At 64.9% G+C, this 15,809-nt stretch carries 14 protein-coding genes; 7 read left to right on the forward strand and 7 right to left on the reverse strand.

Annotated features, from left to right (window positions below):
* Window positions 1-459: 459 nt before the first annotated feature.
* Entirely contained in the window at window positions 460-708 is a 249-nt protein-coding gene (locus tag BWR02_RS18380; protein ID WP_139559372.1) for a hypothetical protein, read from the forward strand.
* A 206-nt stretch (window positions 709-914) separates the two neighbouring features.
* Here BWR02_RS18380 and BWR02_RS20995 read toward each other — a convergent pair whose 3' ends face one another.
* Window positions 915-1,082, reverse strand: a complete 168-nt coding sequence (locus BWR02_RS20995) for a hypothetical protein (protein ID WP_162560232.1) — start codon at window positions 1,080-1,082, stop codon at window positions 915-917.
* Window positions 1,083-1,463: 381 nt separating this feature from the next.
* Here BWR02_RS20995 and BWR02_RS18385 point away from each other — a divergent pair, with 381 nt between their 5' ends.
* From BWR02_RS18385 to BWR02_RS18410, 6 genes are read left to right on the forward strand one after another with little or no spacing between them, the layout of a single operon-like run.
* Window positions 1,464-1,928, forward strand: coding sequence for a chemotaxis protein CheW (locus tag BWR02_RS18385; protein WP_162560233.1), 465 nt, complete (start codon window positions 1,464-1,466; stop codon window positions 1,926-1,928).
* Window positions 1,918-3,165: a CheR family methyltransferase gene (locus BWR02_RS18390; RefSeq protein WP_139559374.1), complete on the forward strand. Its 1,248-nt coding sequence runs from the start codon at window positions 1,918-1,920 to the stop codon at window positions 3,163-3,165. The genes BWR02_RS18385 and BWR02_RS18390 overlap by 11 nt, the downstream gene beginning before the upstream one ends.
* Window positions 3,162-3,821, forward strand: a complete 660-nt coding sequence (locus tag BWR02_RS18395) for a chemotaxis protein CheW (RefSeq protein WP_139559375.1) — start codon at window positions 3,162-3,164, stop codon at window positions 3,819-3,821. The genes BWR02_RS18390 and BWR02_RS18395 overlap by 4 nt, the downstream gene beginning before the upstream one ends.
* The gene (locus BWR02_RS18400) at window positions 3,818-6,094 is read left to right on the forward strand and encodes a hybrid sensor histidine kinase/response regulator (RefSeq protein ID WP_139559376.1); all 2,277 of its coding nucleotides are present in this window, start codon (window positions 3,818-3,820) and stop codon (window positions 6,092-6,094) included. The genes BWR02_RS18395 and BWR02_RS18400 overlap by 4 nt, the downstream gene beginning before the upstream one ends.
* Complete coding sequence (cheB, locus tag BWR02_RS18405; RefSeq protein ID WP_139559377.1) at window positions 6,091-7,122, forward strand: chemotaxis-specific protein-glutamate methyltransferase CheB; 1,032 nt, start codon at window positions 6,091-6,093, stop codon at window positions 7,120-7,122. The genes BWR02_RS18400 and cheB overlap by 4 nt, the downstream gene beginning before the upstream one ends.
* Complete coding sequence (locus tag BWR02_RS18410; protein WP_139559378.1) at window positions 7,119-8,294, forward strand: fused response regulator/phosphatase; 1,176 nt, start codon at window positions 7,119-7,121, stop codon at window positions 8,292-8,294. Before cheB ends, BWR02_RS18410 begins: the two co-directional genes overlap by 4 nt.
* Window positions 8,295-8,341: 47 nt before the next feature.
* Here BWR02_RS18410 and BWR02_RS18415 read toward each other — a convergent pair whose 3' ends face one another.
* The 6 genes from BWR02_RS18415 to BWR02_RS18440 form a co-directional block, all read right to left on the reverse strand.
* Window positions 8,342-10,378: a methyl-accepting chemotaxis protein gene (locus tag BWR02_RS18415; RefSeq protein WP_139559379.1), complete on the reverse strand. Its 2,037-nt coding sequence runs from the start codon at window positions 10,376-10,378 to the stop codon at window positions 8,342-8,344.
* 2 nt (window positions 10,379-10,380) lie between these two features.
* Window positions 10,381-11,658, reverse strand: a complete 1,278-nt coding sequence (locus BWR02_RS18420) for an urea ABC transporter substrate-binding protein (RefSeq protein ID WP_139559380.1) — start codon at window positions 11,656-11,658, stop codon at window positions 10,381-10,383.
* A gap of 28 nt (window positions 11,659-11,686) precedes the next feature.
* On the reverse strand, window positions 11,687-12,013 hold the full coding sequence (locus BWR02_RS18425; RefSeq protein ID WP_139559381.1) for an STAS domain-containing protein: 327 nt from the start codon (window positions 12,011-12,013) through the stop codon (window positions 11,687-11,689).
* Between the two features lie 39 nt (window positions 12,014-12,052).
* Window positions 12,053-13,780 (reverse strand): uracil-xanthine permease family protein, encoded by a 1,728-nt coding sequence (locus BWR02_RS18430; protein WP_139559382.1) that lies wholly within the window; start codon window positions 13,778-13,780, stop codon window positions 12,053-12,055.
* Window positions 13,781-13,792: 12 nt separating this feature from the next.
* On the reverse strand, window positions 13,793-14,494 hold the full coding sequence (locus tag BWR02_RS18435) for a carbonic anhydrase (RefSeq protein WP_236102412.1): 702 nt from the start codon (window positions 14,492-14,494) through the stop codon (window positions 13,793-13,795).
* 235 nt (window positions 14,495-14,729) lie between these two features.
* On the reverse strand, window positions 14,730-15,614 hold the full coding sequence (locus BWR02_RS18440; RefSeq protein WP_139559383.1) for a DMT family transporter: 885 nt from the start codon (window positions 15,612-15,614) through the stop codon (window positions 14,730-14,732).
* Window positions 15,615-15,809: the final 195 nt, after the last annotated feature.

Here is a 15,809-nt window from a genome sequence, read left to right on the forward strand (position 1 = left end):
GGCGACTACTTCACGCTCACGCCGACCTCACCCGCCATCGGCCGCGCCGACCTGCTCAGCGACGTGCTGGACGATTACTTCGGCACCCCGCGTGACACGACGCCCGACATCGGAGCGGATGAACACTGACCCGCCCCCTGGAGGCGTACGGCTGTCTAGCGCCGTGCCGGGAATGCGTATGGGCATGCCTGGGACCGGCGTCTTCAGGTCGAACCCAGGCATGCCCGCCGGATAAGCTCTGCTTGCCTGCCGCAGTCCTGGCCTGAACCACGCGCATCTCGCGCGCGCAAGCAGGCCGCTGGCCCGACGCGTCGCCAACCCTGCCCCGCGGCGCGCGGGCCGGTGTTCGGCAGCCGCGGCCTGCTGTCCCTGTTCAAGTTCCCGTTACCGCATCCCTGCCCGGGCAGCGCCTGCCGTCAAGGCATGCGCTCCTAATCCTCGGCAAACTGCCAGTTAGTCGTGCAACCGGGTAACGCGAGCCAGTCCCCGGTTTACCGGTGTCAGTCGTGGAAGACTTCGAATGTCAGAAGCGATGGCCTCGTCGGTCCTGGCGGCCAGGCACTCCGCAACCTGGTCGGCGCGGTCAGCGCACTCCCGGGCAGTGCGGCAGGTCTCACCGCGGTGGGTGGTCGGTTCTGGAGCGAAGACAGCGCCGGCATTCTCGCTACGGCCGAGAACAGCCACAACTTCGGGAAGTTCAGAGGATAAACGCCTGGGTGTGGCATCAAGAAACAGCCAAACACCCCGGCTGTTGGCGGAGCTACGGACCGGGTTCCGGGCGCAAACGCCCCGGTGGTAACCGGCGCCGATTGTGAGCGGGTGTCGTCCGCAGCCCGTTCCATTCGGGCAGACTTGTGGGTCGGTCTGCCATCACGGCACGGAGCCAGGTCCGTGCCGTGATGACGGGCCGGACGTCACAGCAGAATGAAGAGGATCACCAGACCCGCGACAACGTAATAAAGTCTGGGAAACGTGTTCTTGAAGCTGCCGATCGACCAGTCATCGACGATCCTCAGCCAGTTCGCGGCACAGTCGATGTAACCGCCCGCCCGCTCCGCAAGATCTTTCTGCTCTTCTGCCATTGCCTCTCCTCCGATTGATACAGTTAATTTTAGTTATGAATAGAACGCGATTTTTCGCGCCCCGTGTATCTTACACAGCATTTGCCCTGATCGGACCCGAACATGCTTCGGCAGCAGCGGACATGCGGACACGAACAGGATCATGCGGCGAGCGCCGGGGATGGCCCATACGGCGTGAACACCGAGACCTGGCAACAGATTTGGCGCGATAATCGAGGCGCTTTGTACAGATGTCTCCGCCATGGACCGCCGGACCGATGACGATACCCCTGCCACTGCACCGAGGACATTCCGCACGCGGCCGAGTGACTGCATCACTGAGGCACCACCGTCACCGCTCTGGAGCCCAACCGGCGCCGACGACGTGATAAGGTCCCTGCGGTGCTGCTGATTCCCTTCCGGCTCGGAGCTGTCGCTTACGCCGTCGATGTGACCGACGTACATCAGGTGCTGCCGCTGCCCAGGCTCCGATCGGTACCGGGCGCGGCGGACTGGCTCCGCGGCGTGTTCGTCTTCCAGGGAGCGGTGATGCCGGTGGTCGACCTGTGTCAGATCGCCTGCGGCCAGGCCTGCCCCGAGCTTCTGAGTTCCCGCCTGCTGCTCGTCGGCAACCGTGGAACTGACACTCACCTGCCGGCGCTGGGCTTGCTCGCCGAGGCTGTCACACAGGCCGTACGTGGGGACACCGTGGCTGTCCCGCGAACGGTCGGCGGGCCGATCGGGCCGGCCTATACGGGGTCGTGGGCCCAGATCGACGGTCAACTGGTGCAACTGATCGCCTGGGAGTCTTTGACAACGCCGGAAGTGCGGGCCCTTTACCAGACGGACCCCGGCGATGATGGATGACCCGGCGATGCCTGCGATGCCCGAAGAACTGGCCGGATTCGCGGCAGGCCACGGTATCGACCTCGCGGTGATCGGTCCGGCGACCGTGCGTTCGGCAGTGCGCGCGCGGATGCACGCGACGGAATGCGACGCCGGCAGCTATCGGCGACTGCTCGCCCGGGATGCCGGTGAACAGCAGGAACTGCTCGAAGGGCTGCTCGTGCCCGAAACCTGGTTCTTTCGCGATGCCGCCGCGTTCGATCTGCTGCAGCAGTCCGCTGTCGAACACCGGCGCGGGAATCGCGGGGATGCCCCGTTTAGGGTGCTGAGCCTGGCCTGTTCGACGGGGGAGGAGATCTGGTCAATCGCCATCGTCCTGCACGAGGCGGGACTGTTGCCGTCACAAATCCGGATCGACGGTCTGGACCTGAGCCGGAGCGCTGTCGCTGCGGCGCAGTCGGCAATCTATGGCCCGCATTCGTTCCGCGGATCCCAACTCGGGAATCGGGAGCGGTTCTTCCAGGATCTCGGGGAAGGAAGGCGGGAAGTCACCGCTGCCTTGCGCGCTTGCGCCACGATCGCGACGGGCAACCTGCTCGATCCCGCACCGGAGCAGACCTACGACGCTATTTTCTGTCGCAATGTCATGATCTATATGACCACCTCGGCCCGTCAGCGCACCGTGGAACGCGCGCGTTCCGGGCTCGCGCCGGGCGGCCTGTTCTTCGTCGGTCACGCCGATGCGCCAGCGGCGGCAGAGGCCGGCTTTCGGCGACATCCGACGGCGGGCGCATTTGCTTGGGTTCGCGGCTCAGACGCTCGGCTTCCCAGCCCGCGGCGCGCGACCGAACCGACCAGGCAGTCCAAGACCGGCAAGCCGCTGCCGCCGAAGAGTTCCACTCGGACCGCTCAGCTCCCGGACACGGATGAACCCGCAAAGGGTTCCGTACCGGATGGCTTGTCCGAAATCCGGCGTCTGGCGGACGGCGGACACTATGACGATGCCGAACAGGCGTGCCAGCGAATCCTGCAGCGACGACCGCTCGATCCGGACGCGCTGGCCTTGCTCGGGCTAATTGCGATGGCGACGGGACGCCGCGACGAGGCAATCGGCCACCTCCGCCGGGCCGTCTATCTCGATCCCTCGCATCCCGAGGGTCGCGCGTTGTTGTCGCTGTTGCAGGCGCCGCGGTCACCCGAATCGACGTCGGGCCGAAATCGCCCCACGACCGACCCCGGGTCCGATACACCCGCATGAACACGGAACGCTGTTGCTGGCGCGAGATCGGATCGACCGGCGACCGATCCTGTCCGAAACTCGCGCAGCACCAGCTCTGCGTGAACTGCGAGGTCTTCGCCGCCGCGGCGCAGAGTCTTCTGGATCGCCCGGCGCCAGACGAATATCGCGACGACTGGGCGCGCTGGATCGCCACGGAACCGGTCGCGGAAGATGGCGAATTTCTTTCCCTGTGCCCCTTCCGGCTGGGCGCCGAGTGGTTTGCGCTTCCTACCGGCATGCTCAGCGAGACACTCGAAAGCCCGGCACCGCGCCGGATACCGCACCGCAGTTCGTCGGAATTCCTCGGCTTGATCACGGTCCGTGGAGAACCCGTGCTGTGCTTCTCGCTGCGATCGATCCTGTCGGTCGGTTCTGCGCCCGCGGCCATCGAAGCAACAAAGCTCTCGCGTCCGGCAACTCTGGTCTGTGGCGAGGGGCGCGACCGTTTCGCCTTCCCGGTCGATGAAACGGCCGGGCTGTGGCGGGTGGCCACTGCGGAACTGCAGACACCACCCGCAACCGTGAGCCGGTCTGACCAGACACTGACGACCAGCCTGATCGAACTGTCCATAGGCACAGTCGCCCTGCTGGATGCGACCCGCCTCGCCCGACGGATCGAGCGCATCCTGCAATGACCGAAATCTCCCTGCTCGCCCTGTTTCGGGAGGAAGTCGCTGAACACGTGACCACCCTGACCCAGGGTCTTCTCGTCGCCGAATCGTCCGCTCCGGAGGACACTCGGCCGCTGGAGCCGCTGATGCGGGCCGCGCATTCACTCAAGGGCGCGGCGCGTGTGGTCGAACTGGACACGGCCGTGCGGGTTGCCCACGCCATGGAGGACGCGCTGGTCGCTGCCCAGCGACACGAACTGACGCTCAGCCCACCGCGTATCGACGCCCTGCTCCGCGGAGTCGACTGGATCACGAGCCTCGCCGCCGTGCCCGAAGACAGCCTTCCGGTATGGCTGGTCGCCCAGGCGGCGGAGACCGAGGCACTGATCGACACGCTAACTCACCTCGAGCGCCTCGGGGAAACCGCGCCGGATTCCGCACCATCGGCGGCAACAGCGGTGGATGCCGCGGCTGGGACGGCGCAAGCCGGTGCCGCAATCGAGTCACCGGCACCGGCAACCCCCACCCCACAACCCATTGCGAATGACGACACCGATCGGGCCGTCAAGATCAGCGCGGATGTCGTCGACCGGCTGCTCGGCTTGACCTCCGAATCGGTCATCGAGGCACATCGCATTGAAGCACTCGGCAAGGCACTGCAGGGGATCAGGGCGCACCACGTGCGATTGGGCGCCGGACTGAAGCGGCTGCGCGCGCGCCTCGCCGACGGTGCCAGCGGCCCCGAACTGATCGATCTCACGGACAGCAGCGAGGCACTGCTCGAATGGGCCCAGGACGCGCTGGCTCGGAGCCTGGAGGACTTCGACAACGTCTCGCGACGCTCCGCGCTGATTGCCGAGGAACTGTTCCAATGGTCAGTGGCCAGCCGACAGCGGCCATTCGCCGACGGCACCGCAATGTTTCCTCGCCTGGTACGCGATCTTGCGCGAGACCTCGGCAAGCGTGTGCGCTTCGAGATCTCCGGCCAGGAAACCCGTGTCGACCGGGAAATACTGGACAAGCTCGAAGCCCCGCTCCGGCACCTGCTGCAGAATGCGGTCGACCATGGCCTCGAAGGGACGGAGGAACGGCGGGTGAGCGGCAAACCCGAGGCCGGGCTGCTGCGGCTCGAGGCGCGTCACCGGGGCGGCGCACTGATCATCACAGTCAGCGATGATGGACGCGGCATCGACCGCGACAGCTTGCGGGCCCGGATCGTCGAGCGGTCGCTGACCAGCGCCGAGACGGCCGCGCGCCTCAACGACGCGGAATTGTTCGACTTCCTGTTCCTGCCCGGCGTCACGACGCGTGCCAGCGTCGACGCCGTCTCCGGGCGCGGCGTCGGACTGGATGCAGTACAGTCGATGGTGCAGACCGAAGGCGGCGCCCTGTCGGTGTCGTCCAACGCCGGCCGTGGAGCGTGCTTCGTACTGCGGCTACCCGTGACCCGCTCGGTCATCCGCGCGCTGCTGGTCTCGATCGAAGGCGAACCGTATGCCTTTCCGCTGACAGGCATCGAACAGGTACTCAAGCTCGCGGAGACAGAGATCAGTACCGTGGAGGGGCGCAGTTACGTGACCCGGGACGAGCGCCGCATGGCTTTGGTCCGGGCGGCCGAGATCCTCGAACTGGACGACCAAGCCCCGAGCGGCGAGACCCTCCACGCCGTCGTGATCGGCGAATCCGGTGGCCACTATGCGGTCGAAGTGGACGAATTTCTGGGCGAGCGGGAACTGGCCGTGCGGCCGCTCGATCCACGGCTCGGCAAAGTGCCCCATGTCAGCTCGACCTCGACGACGGAGGATGGGGTGCCGGTACTCGTGCTGGACACGGAGGACCTGGTCCGCTCAATCCACGCACTCGTTTCCGGCGGTCGCCGCGTCGGCAGCCGGAACTCGTCGACACCCTCTGCAACGCGTGCCCCGCGCGTGCTGATCGTTGACGATTCGATTACGGTCCGTGAGTTGGAGCGTCACCTGTTGCAGAACCACGGCTACGACGTCGATGTTGCAGTCGACGGCATCGAAGGGTGGAACGCACTCCGGCTCGGGGGCTATGATCTGGTGATCAGTGACGTCGACATGCCCCGCATGAACGGCATCGATCTCATCAAGCGCATACGCGAGGACCCCCGCCTGAACCAACTGCCGGTCATGATTCTGTCCTACAAGGATCGCGAGGAAGATCGGCTGCGCGGACTCGACGCAGGCGCCGACCGCTATTTCGCGAAGAGCGGGTTTCGCGACGACGCGCTGATCGAGGCAGTAAGGGATCTGATCGGGCGAACGGAAAGATGAGAGTTGCGATCGTCAACGATCGACCCGCGGTCATCGAGACCCTCGCGATGGCGATCGGGGACGCATCCGATCTCCAGCTCTGCTGGACTGCCCTCGACGGTCGGGAAGCGCTGGACCGCTGCCGCGAAGACCGGCCCGACCTGATCCTGATGGATTTGCTGACACCGGGGCTGGATGGCATCGAAACGACGCGGCGCATCATGACCGAGGTACCCTGCCCGATTCTCGTGGTGACCGGAGACATCCAGGGTGGATTCTCCCGCGTGTACGAAGCCATTTCGGCTGGGGCACTCGACGCGGTGGAAACGCCGACCCGCGATACCAATGGCAGGGTCCTCGGTCGCGATGCCCTGTTGCGCAAGATTGCGATGATCGGCTCGCTGACAAGGACTATTCCCCCACGCGGGGTTACACGAAAACCCGGTCACTCGCCGCCGATCGTCGCGATAGGCGCGTCGACCGGCGGTCCCAGCGCCCTGTCCACGCTATTGCGGGGTCTGCCGCCCGATTTGCCGGCAGCCATCCTCGTCATACAGCACCTGGATGCCCGCTTCACCGAAGGGCTGGTGACGTCGCTGTCCCAACACACGGCCCTTCGCGTCGAGGCAGTCGGCGACGAGACGGCACCGCAACCCGGACGGGTCTATGTCGCGGCTCGCGAGGCCCACCTGATCCTGGATGGAGACGGCCTGCTGACCTATGTCGACGATCCGGCCGACGCGCCTCACCGTCCTTCGATCGACGTCCTGTTCCGCAGCATTGCAGCGCGCAGTTCGGTCGCGGGGTGCGGTGTGCTGCTGACCGGCATGGGCCGTGACGGCGCCGACGGTTTGCTGGCACTGCAGCGCGCCGGCTTTCTGACCTTGGCCCAGAACGAGGCCAGCAGCGTCATCTGGGGCATACCCGGCGCGGCAGTCGCTCTCGGGGCGGCGGATCGGATCCTGCCGCTCGACGAGCTTGCGACCGCGATTGACACCCACATTCGTAACTTGCGACCGACAGCAGAAACCGGAAGGACAGGCCGATGAGCGCGGTGAACGCACAACAGCTACTTCCAGGCGTCGGTCAGCACCGCATCGTAGTGCTGCTGATCGACGACCAGAAGATCATCGGCGAGGCGGTGCGCCGTCTGCTCCGCGATGAAGCCGACATCGAGTTCCACTTCTGTAACGAGCCTGCCAACGCCATCGCGGAAGCCGAGAGACTCAGCCCGACGCTGATCCTTCAGGATCTGGTCATGCCCGACGTGGACGGGCTCGAACTGGTCGCGGCCTTCCGCCGGCATCCGGCCACACAGCGAGTCCCCTTGATCGTGTTGTCGAGCACCGAGGACCCGAAGCGGAAGGCCGAGGCCTTCGCCCTCGGCGCCAACGATTACCTCGTCAAGCTACCCGACCGCATCGAGCTGATCGCCCGCATCCGCTATCACTCCAGTGCCTATGTCGCCCATCTGGAGCGCGACGCGGCGTTCCGGACACTGACCGCGGAACTGGCCGAAGCCGCCGACTATGTGCGTTCGCAGCTGCCGCAGCCGCTCGACGGGCCGATCCGTAGCGCCTGGGAATTCATTCCCTGCACGGCACTGGGCGGCGATACCTTCGGCCATTTCGATATCGATCCCGAGCACTTCGCCGTGTTTCTGCTCGACGTGTGCGGACATGGCGTGGGCACGGCGCTGTTGTCGCTGTCGGTCATGAACGCGCTGGTCCGGCAGACGCTGCCGGCCGTCGACTACCGCGACCCCGCGGCCGTGCTTGGGGCGCTGAACGACCTATATGCGATGGAGCGGCACAACAATCTGTATTTCACGCTGTGGTATGGGGTGTGGCACCGTCCATCCCGTCGGATGACTTACTGCGTTGCCGGGCATCCGCCCGCGATACTCGTGACGCCGGACGGCAACACGACGGAATTGAGACTTCCCTCGGTACCGGTCGGCGTGGCTGCCGACTTCCCGTATGCCACGGCCGAGACGGCGATACCCGATGGCGCGCGGCTGTACCTGTTCAGCGACGGCGTCTACGAGGTCACACGCCCTGGCGGCGAAGCCTATACCTTCAGCGAATTCGTGGGTCATCTCGCGACGCCGGCGGCATCCCCCGGCCACAAGCCGCGCGAGACCGTCGCATTGATGCGCAGACTCCAGGGCCACGACGACTTCGACGACGACGTCTCGCTGCTGGAGCTGCATTTCGAATGACACGCCGCACCGGCGCCCCCGTGCGGCATTGACCGGGAACGCGTCCCTCAGATCTTGAAGATCGCGATCTCGCGGCGCAACTCGGCGATCGCGGACTCGAGCTGACGCGTCGCGCGATTGGTTTCTTCCAGCGCATCGACCGACGAACGCGCGCTTTCGGTCAGCGCGACCATCGCGTCGCGGATCTGCCTCGCCCCCGCCGACTGCGACTGCATGCCCTCGTGCACGCTGTCGAAGCGCGGCTTCAGGGTTTCCACCTGCTCGATGATGCGCGCGAACTGGAAGCTGAGCCGCCGGGTCTCCTCGACACCCTGTCGGACATGCTCGTTGAACTTGTCCATCTCCATGACGCCGCCGGCGACGGCCGACTGCATTTCCTTGACCATCTGCTCGATGTCCAGCGTCGCGACGGCGGTCTGATCGGCCAGACGCCGGATCTCGCGCGCGACGACCGCAAAGCCTCTACCGTACTCACCGGCTTTCTCGGCCTCGATCGACGCATTCAGCGACAGCAGGTTCGTCTGGTCCGCGATCCGCGTGATCGTGGTGGTGACCCCACCGATATCGCCAGCGCGGTCGCTGATCGCACCGAGCTTGTCGGCGATCGATCCGGTCGCATCGACCAGGGTGCGCATGACCTGTTCCATATCGGTCAATTCGCTGCGGCCGGAGTTCGCAAACTCCGCCGTTTCGTTGGCTACCTGAGTCACATCGTCCATGGTGCGAAGCAATTCCTCGGCCGTTGCGGAGATTTCCTTCGACGCGGCCGCGATCTCGTTCGTGGTGGCGCCAAGGTTCGACACCTCCTCGCCCTGGGCCTTTGTCATCACCGCCAGTGAATTCGAGGTCGAGACGAGATCGATGGTGGATTTCTGCACCTGCCCGACCAGCGAGTTCAGGTAGGCGGTCATGCGACCCAGCGCCCTGAGCATCTTGCCCGTCTCGCCACGTCCCGCATCGGCATGGAAATCCGGGGGCAGCGTCAGATCACCGCTGGCGATCGTTTCCGCCGTCTGGACCGCCTTGGCGATGGGTCGCGAAATGGAGCGCGCGACGACATAGGCGGCCCACAGCGTCGGCAACAGCACCAAGCCCATCAGGGCCAGCGTGATGCGGCGCTGGTCATAGACGAGTTCCATGACCTCCTCGAGGTCTACGTCCACGGACAACCCCCAGCGAAACGACGGCAGGTAAGTCCAGGCTGCGGCGACCTGCTGTCCCCCGATGCCCGTGATTTCCCCGAAGCCCCGATCACCGAGCACCGCACGCTGGATGCCATTGCCGGTCGGTCCGTTCATCGGCACGGCAGTCTTGAAGGCGGCATCGGGGTTGTTGCGCAAGGGCACGATCACGCGAACCTTGTCCTGGTCCAGATAGCCGATGATGGTCTGACCGGAGTCACCCAGGCTGGTGTTGTCCAGCAGCATTCCGAAAATGTCCTGGGTATTCAACTGCAGGGCCAGCATCGCCACCATCACGCCCTGGGGATCGAACAGCGGCGCAGCCAGGAAGCCCAGCGGCTTGTCGGTTCCGGGATACAGCGCAAAATCGGAAATGTCGGCATCGAGCAAGGTGGCGGACCGACTGACCACCTTCGCCAGCGCGGAAGCCCGCAGTGGCCCCTGAAACAGGTTACCGCCCAGACTCAGCAACGGCCGCGTCTCGAACAGCATGTCGCCATCAGGGGCGAACACCATCAGGTTCGCAAAGCCCAGGTTCTCGGTGAAGGCATTGATCAGCGGGCGGATGCGACCCTCGGTCTCGGCGATCTCCCGGGCATAGCGGACCGGCTCCTTGCGGTAGCGCTGCATGTCGACGACGGCCACGGACAGACGCTGGATGCGACCCAGCACATTGGCCGCGCGGACCCGCTCGTAGGCATAGGTCTCGGCTTGCTCAGCCTTGTCGACCGCAAGGTGAAGCAACTCGGTGCGTACCTTCTCGCGCAGGGTATCGCCCGACAGCTTGTCGGTCGCCAGCATCAGCAACAGCGTCGGCACGAAGGCCATCACCACGAACCAGAACAGGATCTTCGCGGCGATGCCACGGTGCGGCAACTTCAACCCGAAGGATTTCCAGTCCATGCTCACCTCGGCGTCCTGACCGGCGGCACCGGGTTGGCCCAGCTATTGCCCCAGCCCTTGTAGAGTTGCAACAGGAAGCTGTCCCAGTCCATACGGCTCCGGGTGCGCGGATAGGGAACGGGCCGGATCGGGTGCTCCGCCGACCAGACGATGTCGATCTGTCCATCCGGGCGGATCTGTCCTACGTGGAACGAGCGCCAGGTGTGACGCGTCGCCGCATCGACGGTCACGACACCTTCCGGCGCATCGATGCTCTCGCCAAGAATCAGCTCACTGACTTGCTGCACATCGGGGACACCCGCCTGTTCGACGGCCTTGGCCCACAGCAACACGCTGAAGTACGCTGTTTCTACGACATCGCTGGTGACCCGTTCACTGCCATAGCGCGCCCGGAAACGCTGCACGAAGGCCTGGTTCTCGGGGCGGCGTAGCGACTGAAAGTAGCTCCATGCCGAGTAGTGCCCGGCCACATCGAGCGCATTCAGCGCGCGCAGCTCCGATTCGCCGATCGACAGCGACACCACCGGCGTCTCGCGGGCATCCAGACCGGCCTGGCGCAGCCCCCGATAGAACGCGAAATTCGAATCGCCGACGACCGTGCTGATGACCACGTCCGGCTTGGTGGCACGGATGCGCGCAACGGTATCGTCGACGTCCTGACTGCCGAAGAACACGTATTCCTCGCCCACGATCTCGCCACGCAAGGCCGCAATCTGGTCACGGATGATCTCGTTCACACTGTGCGGCCAGACGTAATCCGAACCCACCAGGAAGACGCGGCGACCGAGGTTGTCCAGGCTCCATTTCAGTGCGGGAAAGATCTGCTGATTGGGTGCGGCGCCGGTGTAGACGATGTTCGGAGAGACCTCGAGCCCTTCGTAGGCCATCGGATAGATCAACAGGTGCCCGGTCTGCTCGACCACGGTCTTCACATGCTTGCGGCAGGCGGAAGTCCAGCACCCGATGATGGCGCTGACATCCTCCGTGTTGATCAGCCGTTCCGCCTCGCGGGCAAAGGTCGGCCAGTCGGAGGCCCCGTCGGCGACCACGGCTTCCAGCGGTCGCCCAAGGAGGCCACCGGCCGCATTGATCTGCTCTATCGCGAGCAGCTCGGCATCGACCAGCGGCTTTTCGCTGATGGCCATCGGGCCGGTCAGCGAGTGCAGGACACCCAGGCGGATCGGCTTCGGCGGGTGAAACAGCCGGTCGCGGTTAAGGACGGCCAGCACGCCCAGCGCCAGGAGGACGACGACGGCGATGGTCAGAATTTTCCTTTTCAACGGAGTCCCTCGTCGTTCTCTCGCGGACCTAGATTGCCTCGTCGAGGGTCGGCAGAATCGTGAACAGCTGGCTGAAGCCGCTGATCTCGAACACCTCATGCACAGCCCCGGTAATGCCGCAGAGCTTCAGCGAGCCGCCGACGGCGGTGATTTGTTTCGCCATCAGCAGGAACACCCGCAGTCCGGCGCTGCTGATATAGATCAGCGGCGTGCAGTCGAGGATCAGATGGTGGTGGCCAGCGGCGATCCAGGCGGACGCTCGCTCCTCCAGCGTTTTCGATGCGACCGCGTCGATACGGCCGCTCAAGGTAGCGATGAGCAGATCGCCTTGTGTGTTCGATGAGATTTCAAGCATATCCTTCGTATCCTCGGGCGACTCTAGCGACGCCCTTCGTCAATCGGTAAATGTCAGCGTCAGCTCGGCCCGGCCGTCCTCATCATCCCAGGTCTGTACGCTATCGGCCAGCCGGCGCAACAGATAACCCGCCATCCGGAGCACCGCCGTCTCGTCGGCGATCATCTCTTCCTGAGTCGGCCGATGGGACTCGACCGGAACGGCGCGCCCCCGATAGCGGGCGATCACGGTAAACGTGAACTCGTCGAATACCGTTTCCAGCTCGATCGGCGTCGTGTCGGACTCGTCCCGACCCGCCAGATCGTTGTCGGCGAGGATCTCGAACGCCTGCCAGGTCGCGTATTCGGCGCGCCGGACCACGCCGGGCCGAGCGCCCCAACTCCGTCCCTGTCGTTCCAGAAATTCGATGACCTCGTCCATCGAGGAGTGGTGCGCGTCGAAGGTCTCGCGGCGACGCGTGCGGGCACCGATACGGAACAGCGCCGACAGCAAGGTTGCCACCGTCACACCCAGGGCGACGCTGGACATCGAGATCGGATGCAGCGACGCGGGAACCTCCCGGTCATAAAAATGGCGCAAGGGCTCGTGACTGAGGCCGAAGGTCAACGCCAGGCCCACGACCAGGATCTTTCGATTATCGAGCATGCGCGACGCGATCATCTGCATGCCGGCCATGATCGTGAAAGCCGACAGGAAAATTGCCGCCGCGCCGATGACGGGCACCGGCACCAGCAACCACAGGAAGATGACCTTTGGACTGAACGCAAAAAGGATCATCGTGGCCCCCAGCCAGTAGGCCGGGATGCGGCTGGTACAGCCGGTCGCGGCCGCCAGGCCGACCGCCCCGCCACTTGAGGTCAGCGGCAGCGAGTTGCACAGGGCCGCGAACAGGTTCGCGACGCCCTCCGCGCGAATGCCGCGACAGACCTGGTGCATGTCCGGCCGCTTCCAGTCGGCGTCGTTGAAGCGCTGAGCCGCCGCCAGCGCGCCAAAGCCGTGCAGCGACAGCGCCAGTCCGACCACCACGAATGCCGGCACGAGTTCCGGATCGAACTTCCAGCCGAACGCCGGCAGATGAGGCCGCATGAACAGCGCCGCATCCGCCAATTGTTGGAGATCGGCAGGAACCAAACCCGCGATGGCCCAGTTGGACAGAAAGCCGACGACCAGTCCCACCATCGCCGAGAACATCCGCAAGCGGCCCGCAGACCAGACGTTGCAGGCGATCATGGTGCCGAGGCTCAGGACGGCGACGAGCCCGTCGTGAGCCATCGCGACTGACGGCGTGTCGATGCCGACCGCCAGCTTCAGCCCGCTGAAGCCGAGCCCGATGCCGATCAGCGTCACGGCGACGCCGGCCACTTCCACCGAGAAAATGCCGCGCGCGCGGCGGAAGAGCTCGCCGAAAAGGAGTTGCGCCAGCCCCAGAACGCTGACCATGCCGAAGGCCAGTTCCAGCCCGCCGGCGGCAGACGCCATGCCGATGGCCGGGAACGTCGACGACGTGACCTGCAGCGGGCAAAAATAACCGGAGCCGACCCCTAGCCGACCCGCCGCCTGGATGACCACCCCGACCCCGGACACCAGCAGCGTCGCGGCCATCAGATGGTGAAATGCCCCGGACTCCAGGTGCAACGTCCGGCCGAACAACGGCGAAATGACCAGATAGACCCCGAGGAATGAGATTTGCTGGACGGCGATGAACAGGGAAATGTGGCGTGGGGGGAAGTCATCCAGACCGTACTGTATGGTCTCGGGTCGGCGCATCCGCAGCAGTCCTCAGTCGCCGGAAGGAAGAAACACGCGGTTCTCGATGTCGGTCGCCCACAGGTCGCCGGATTCGAGGTCGAACCACCAGCCATGCAAGTTCAATCGACCGTCGTCGACGGCCACTTTCAGCCAGGGATAGGACAACAGGTTGCGCAACGAACCCTGGATCGCCGCGCGTTCCACCAGGTAGGGATGCCCCTTGAGGCTGTCGAGCGAAACCGCCCGGACCCCTCCCCCACGCGCCGGGTCCGGCACATAATGACAACAGGCCTCGGTGGCCATCGACACCCAGTCCGCGATGAACTCGCGTTCGGGACGCTCACCCGAGACAGTGTTCAGCAACGCCTTGATGCCGCCGCACTGGGCATGCCCCAGCACGATGACGTGCTGGACCCCTAAGTCCCGAACGGCATATTCGATGGCGGCACCGACACCATCGAGCACCGCGCCCGGACGATAGGGCGGGACGAGATTCGCGACATTGCGGACGACGAACAAATCGCCAGGCCCGGCTCCCATCAGCAGCGCCGGATCGACGCGCGAGTCGCTGCACCCGATCAGCAACGCCGTCGGGTGCTGCCCTTCCTCGAGCAGCGTGCGCATGGTTTCCGGCTGCTCTTCGTAGAACCGGGTCTTGAAGCTCCGGATCGCGGCGCGGAAGCGCGCCAGCTGGCCATCTTCGCCGTGGGCCGTGATCGTGTCAGAGCTCAAAGGGATTTACTCACCGTTCCGGATTGGTAGTGCATCGCCAGGGTATGGGCATCAGGCGGCGATGGGCCGAGATTTGCCGCTCGTCACGCGGTCGCGTGGTCACCGGCAGGAGTTTAGCTAGTTTTTGCCGTTCTCGCGCGGGGTGTTCGGAAGAGAATCCGGGAATCGTCATCCCTCGCGACGCGGGCGGGAACAGAGCCTGCCCGGTCGCAACTCGCGAAGAACACTCGGCGCGCTAACGGGCGGGCGCTGGCACCGGCTTCCGGCTACCCAGGGCATGCACCAGCAGTGCGCCGAGGATCAGTGAGCTGCCGATCAGGATACGCGGCGTCAGCGGCTCATTGTTGGCGACATGTCCGACGATCAGCGCCAACACCGGAGAAACCAGCGAGATCAGCGCAACCCGCGTCGCACCCAGATGCTGCAGCACGTAGAAGTAGAGCGCGAAACCCAGCGTGGTCGCGACCATGCCGAGATACAGGATCGACAGCAGACTGTTCTGCGGCAAGACTTCCGGCCAGCGGCCGTCCAGCACGAGCCAGGTCATGAGGTACGCCGGCAGCGCCAGCATCAAGGATCCCGCAACCACGCCCAGCGCCGATACCCCGGCATCGATGCGCTTGATCCACACGGCACTCAATGACTGCAACAGGGAGGATAGCAGCACCCCGGCTATGCCCAGGACCGCGTCGTGGCCGAAATTCATCGCCGACCCGAAAACCTGGTGCAGCCCGGCGATTCCCAGCAGGTAGGCAATGATTGGCAGGATGCCGAGACTGTGCTCGCCGAGAAATACGGCCGCGAGCACGCCCGTCAGCAAGGGCGTGACACCGAACACGACCGAGATCCAGCCCGACGGAATAAACTGCGATGCCCAGTAGACGGCGAACATGGCACCGTAGATCTGCACTGCACCTGCGACGTAGGTCAATAACGCACGACGGTGCAGCGGCAGGGCTTGCCGTCGCAGGGCCAATAGCGCCAGCACGCACAGCGTGCCGATGGCCATGCGACTGGTGACGCCGAACACGAACCCGGGCCCTTCACCACTCCACTTGATGGCCAGCGGCGTCGTTGCCCACACCAAGATCACTGCCAGATAGGCAGCCGGTATTCTCATCGCGTACCTAACACCCGAGAAGCGACGGGGCGAAGTTAACCCCTGACCGTCGCTGGCCGCGTCCGGCATGGAACACCCCCCACCAAACAAAAATCACCAACCAGGCAACTTAAGACACAATTTCAAGCGAGATGACGTCAGACGACCCTCTCTCTTGAGATAAACCGCGGCAGCAGCGCGGGTTCGACGCAGCGC

The organism is Methylotetracoccus oryzae, assembly GCF_006175985.1.
In the GTDB taxonomy this organism is placed as follows: domain Bacteria; phylum Pseudomonadota; class Gammaproteobacteria; order Methylococcales; family Methylococcaceae; genus Methylotetracoccus; species Methylotetracoccus oryzae.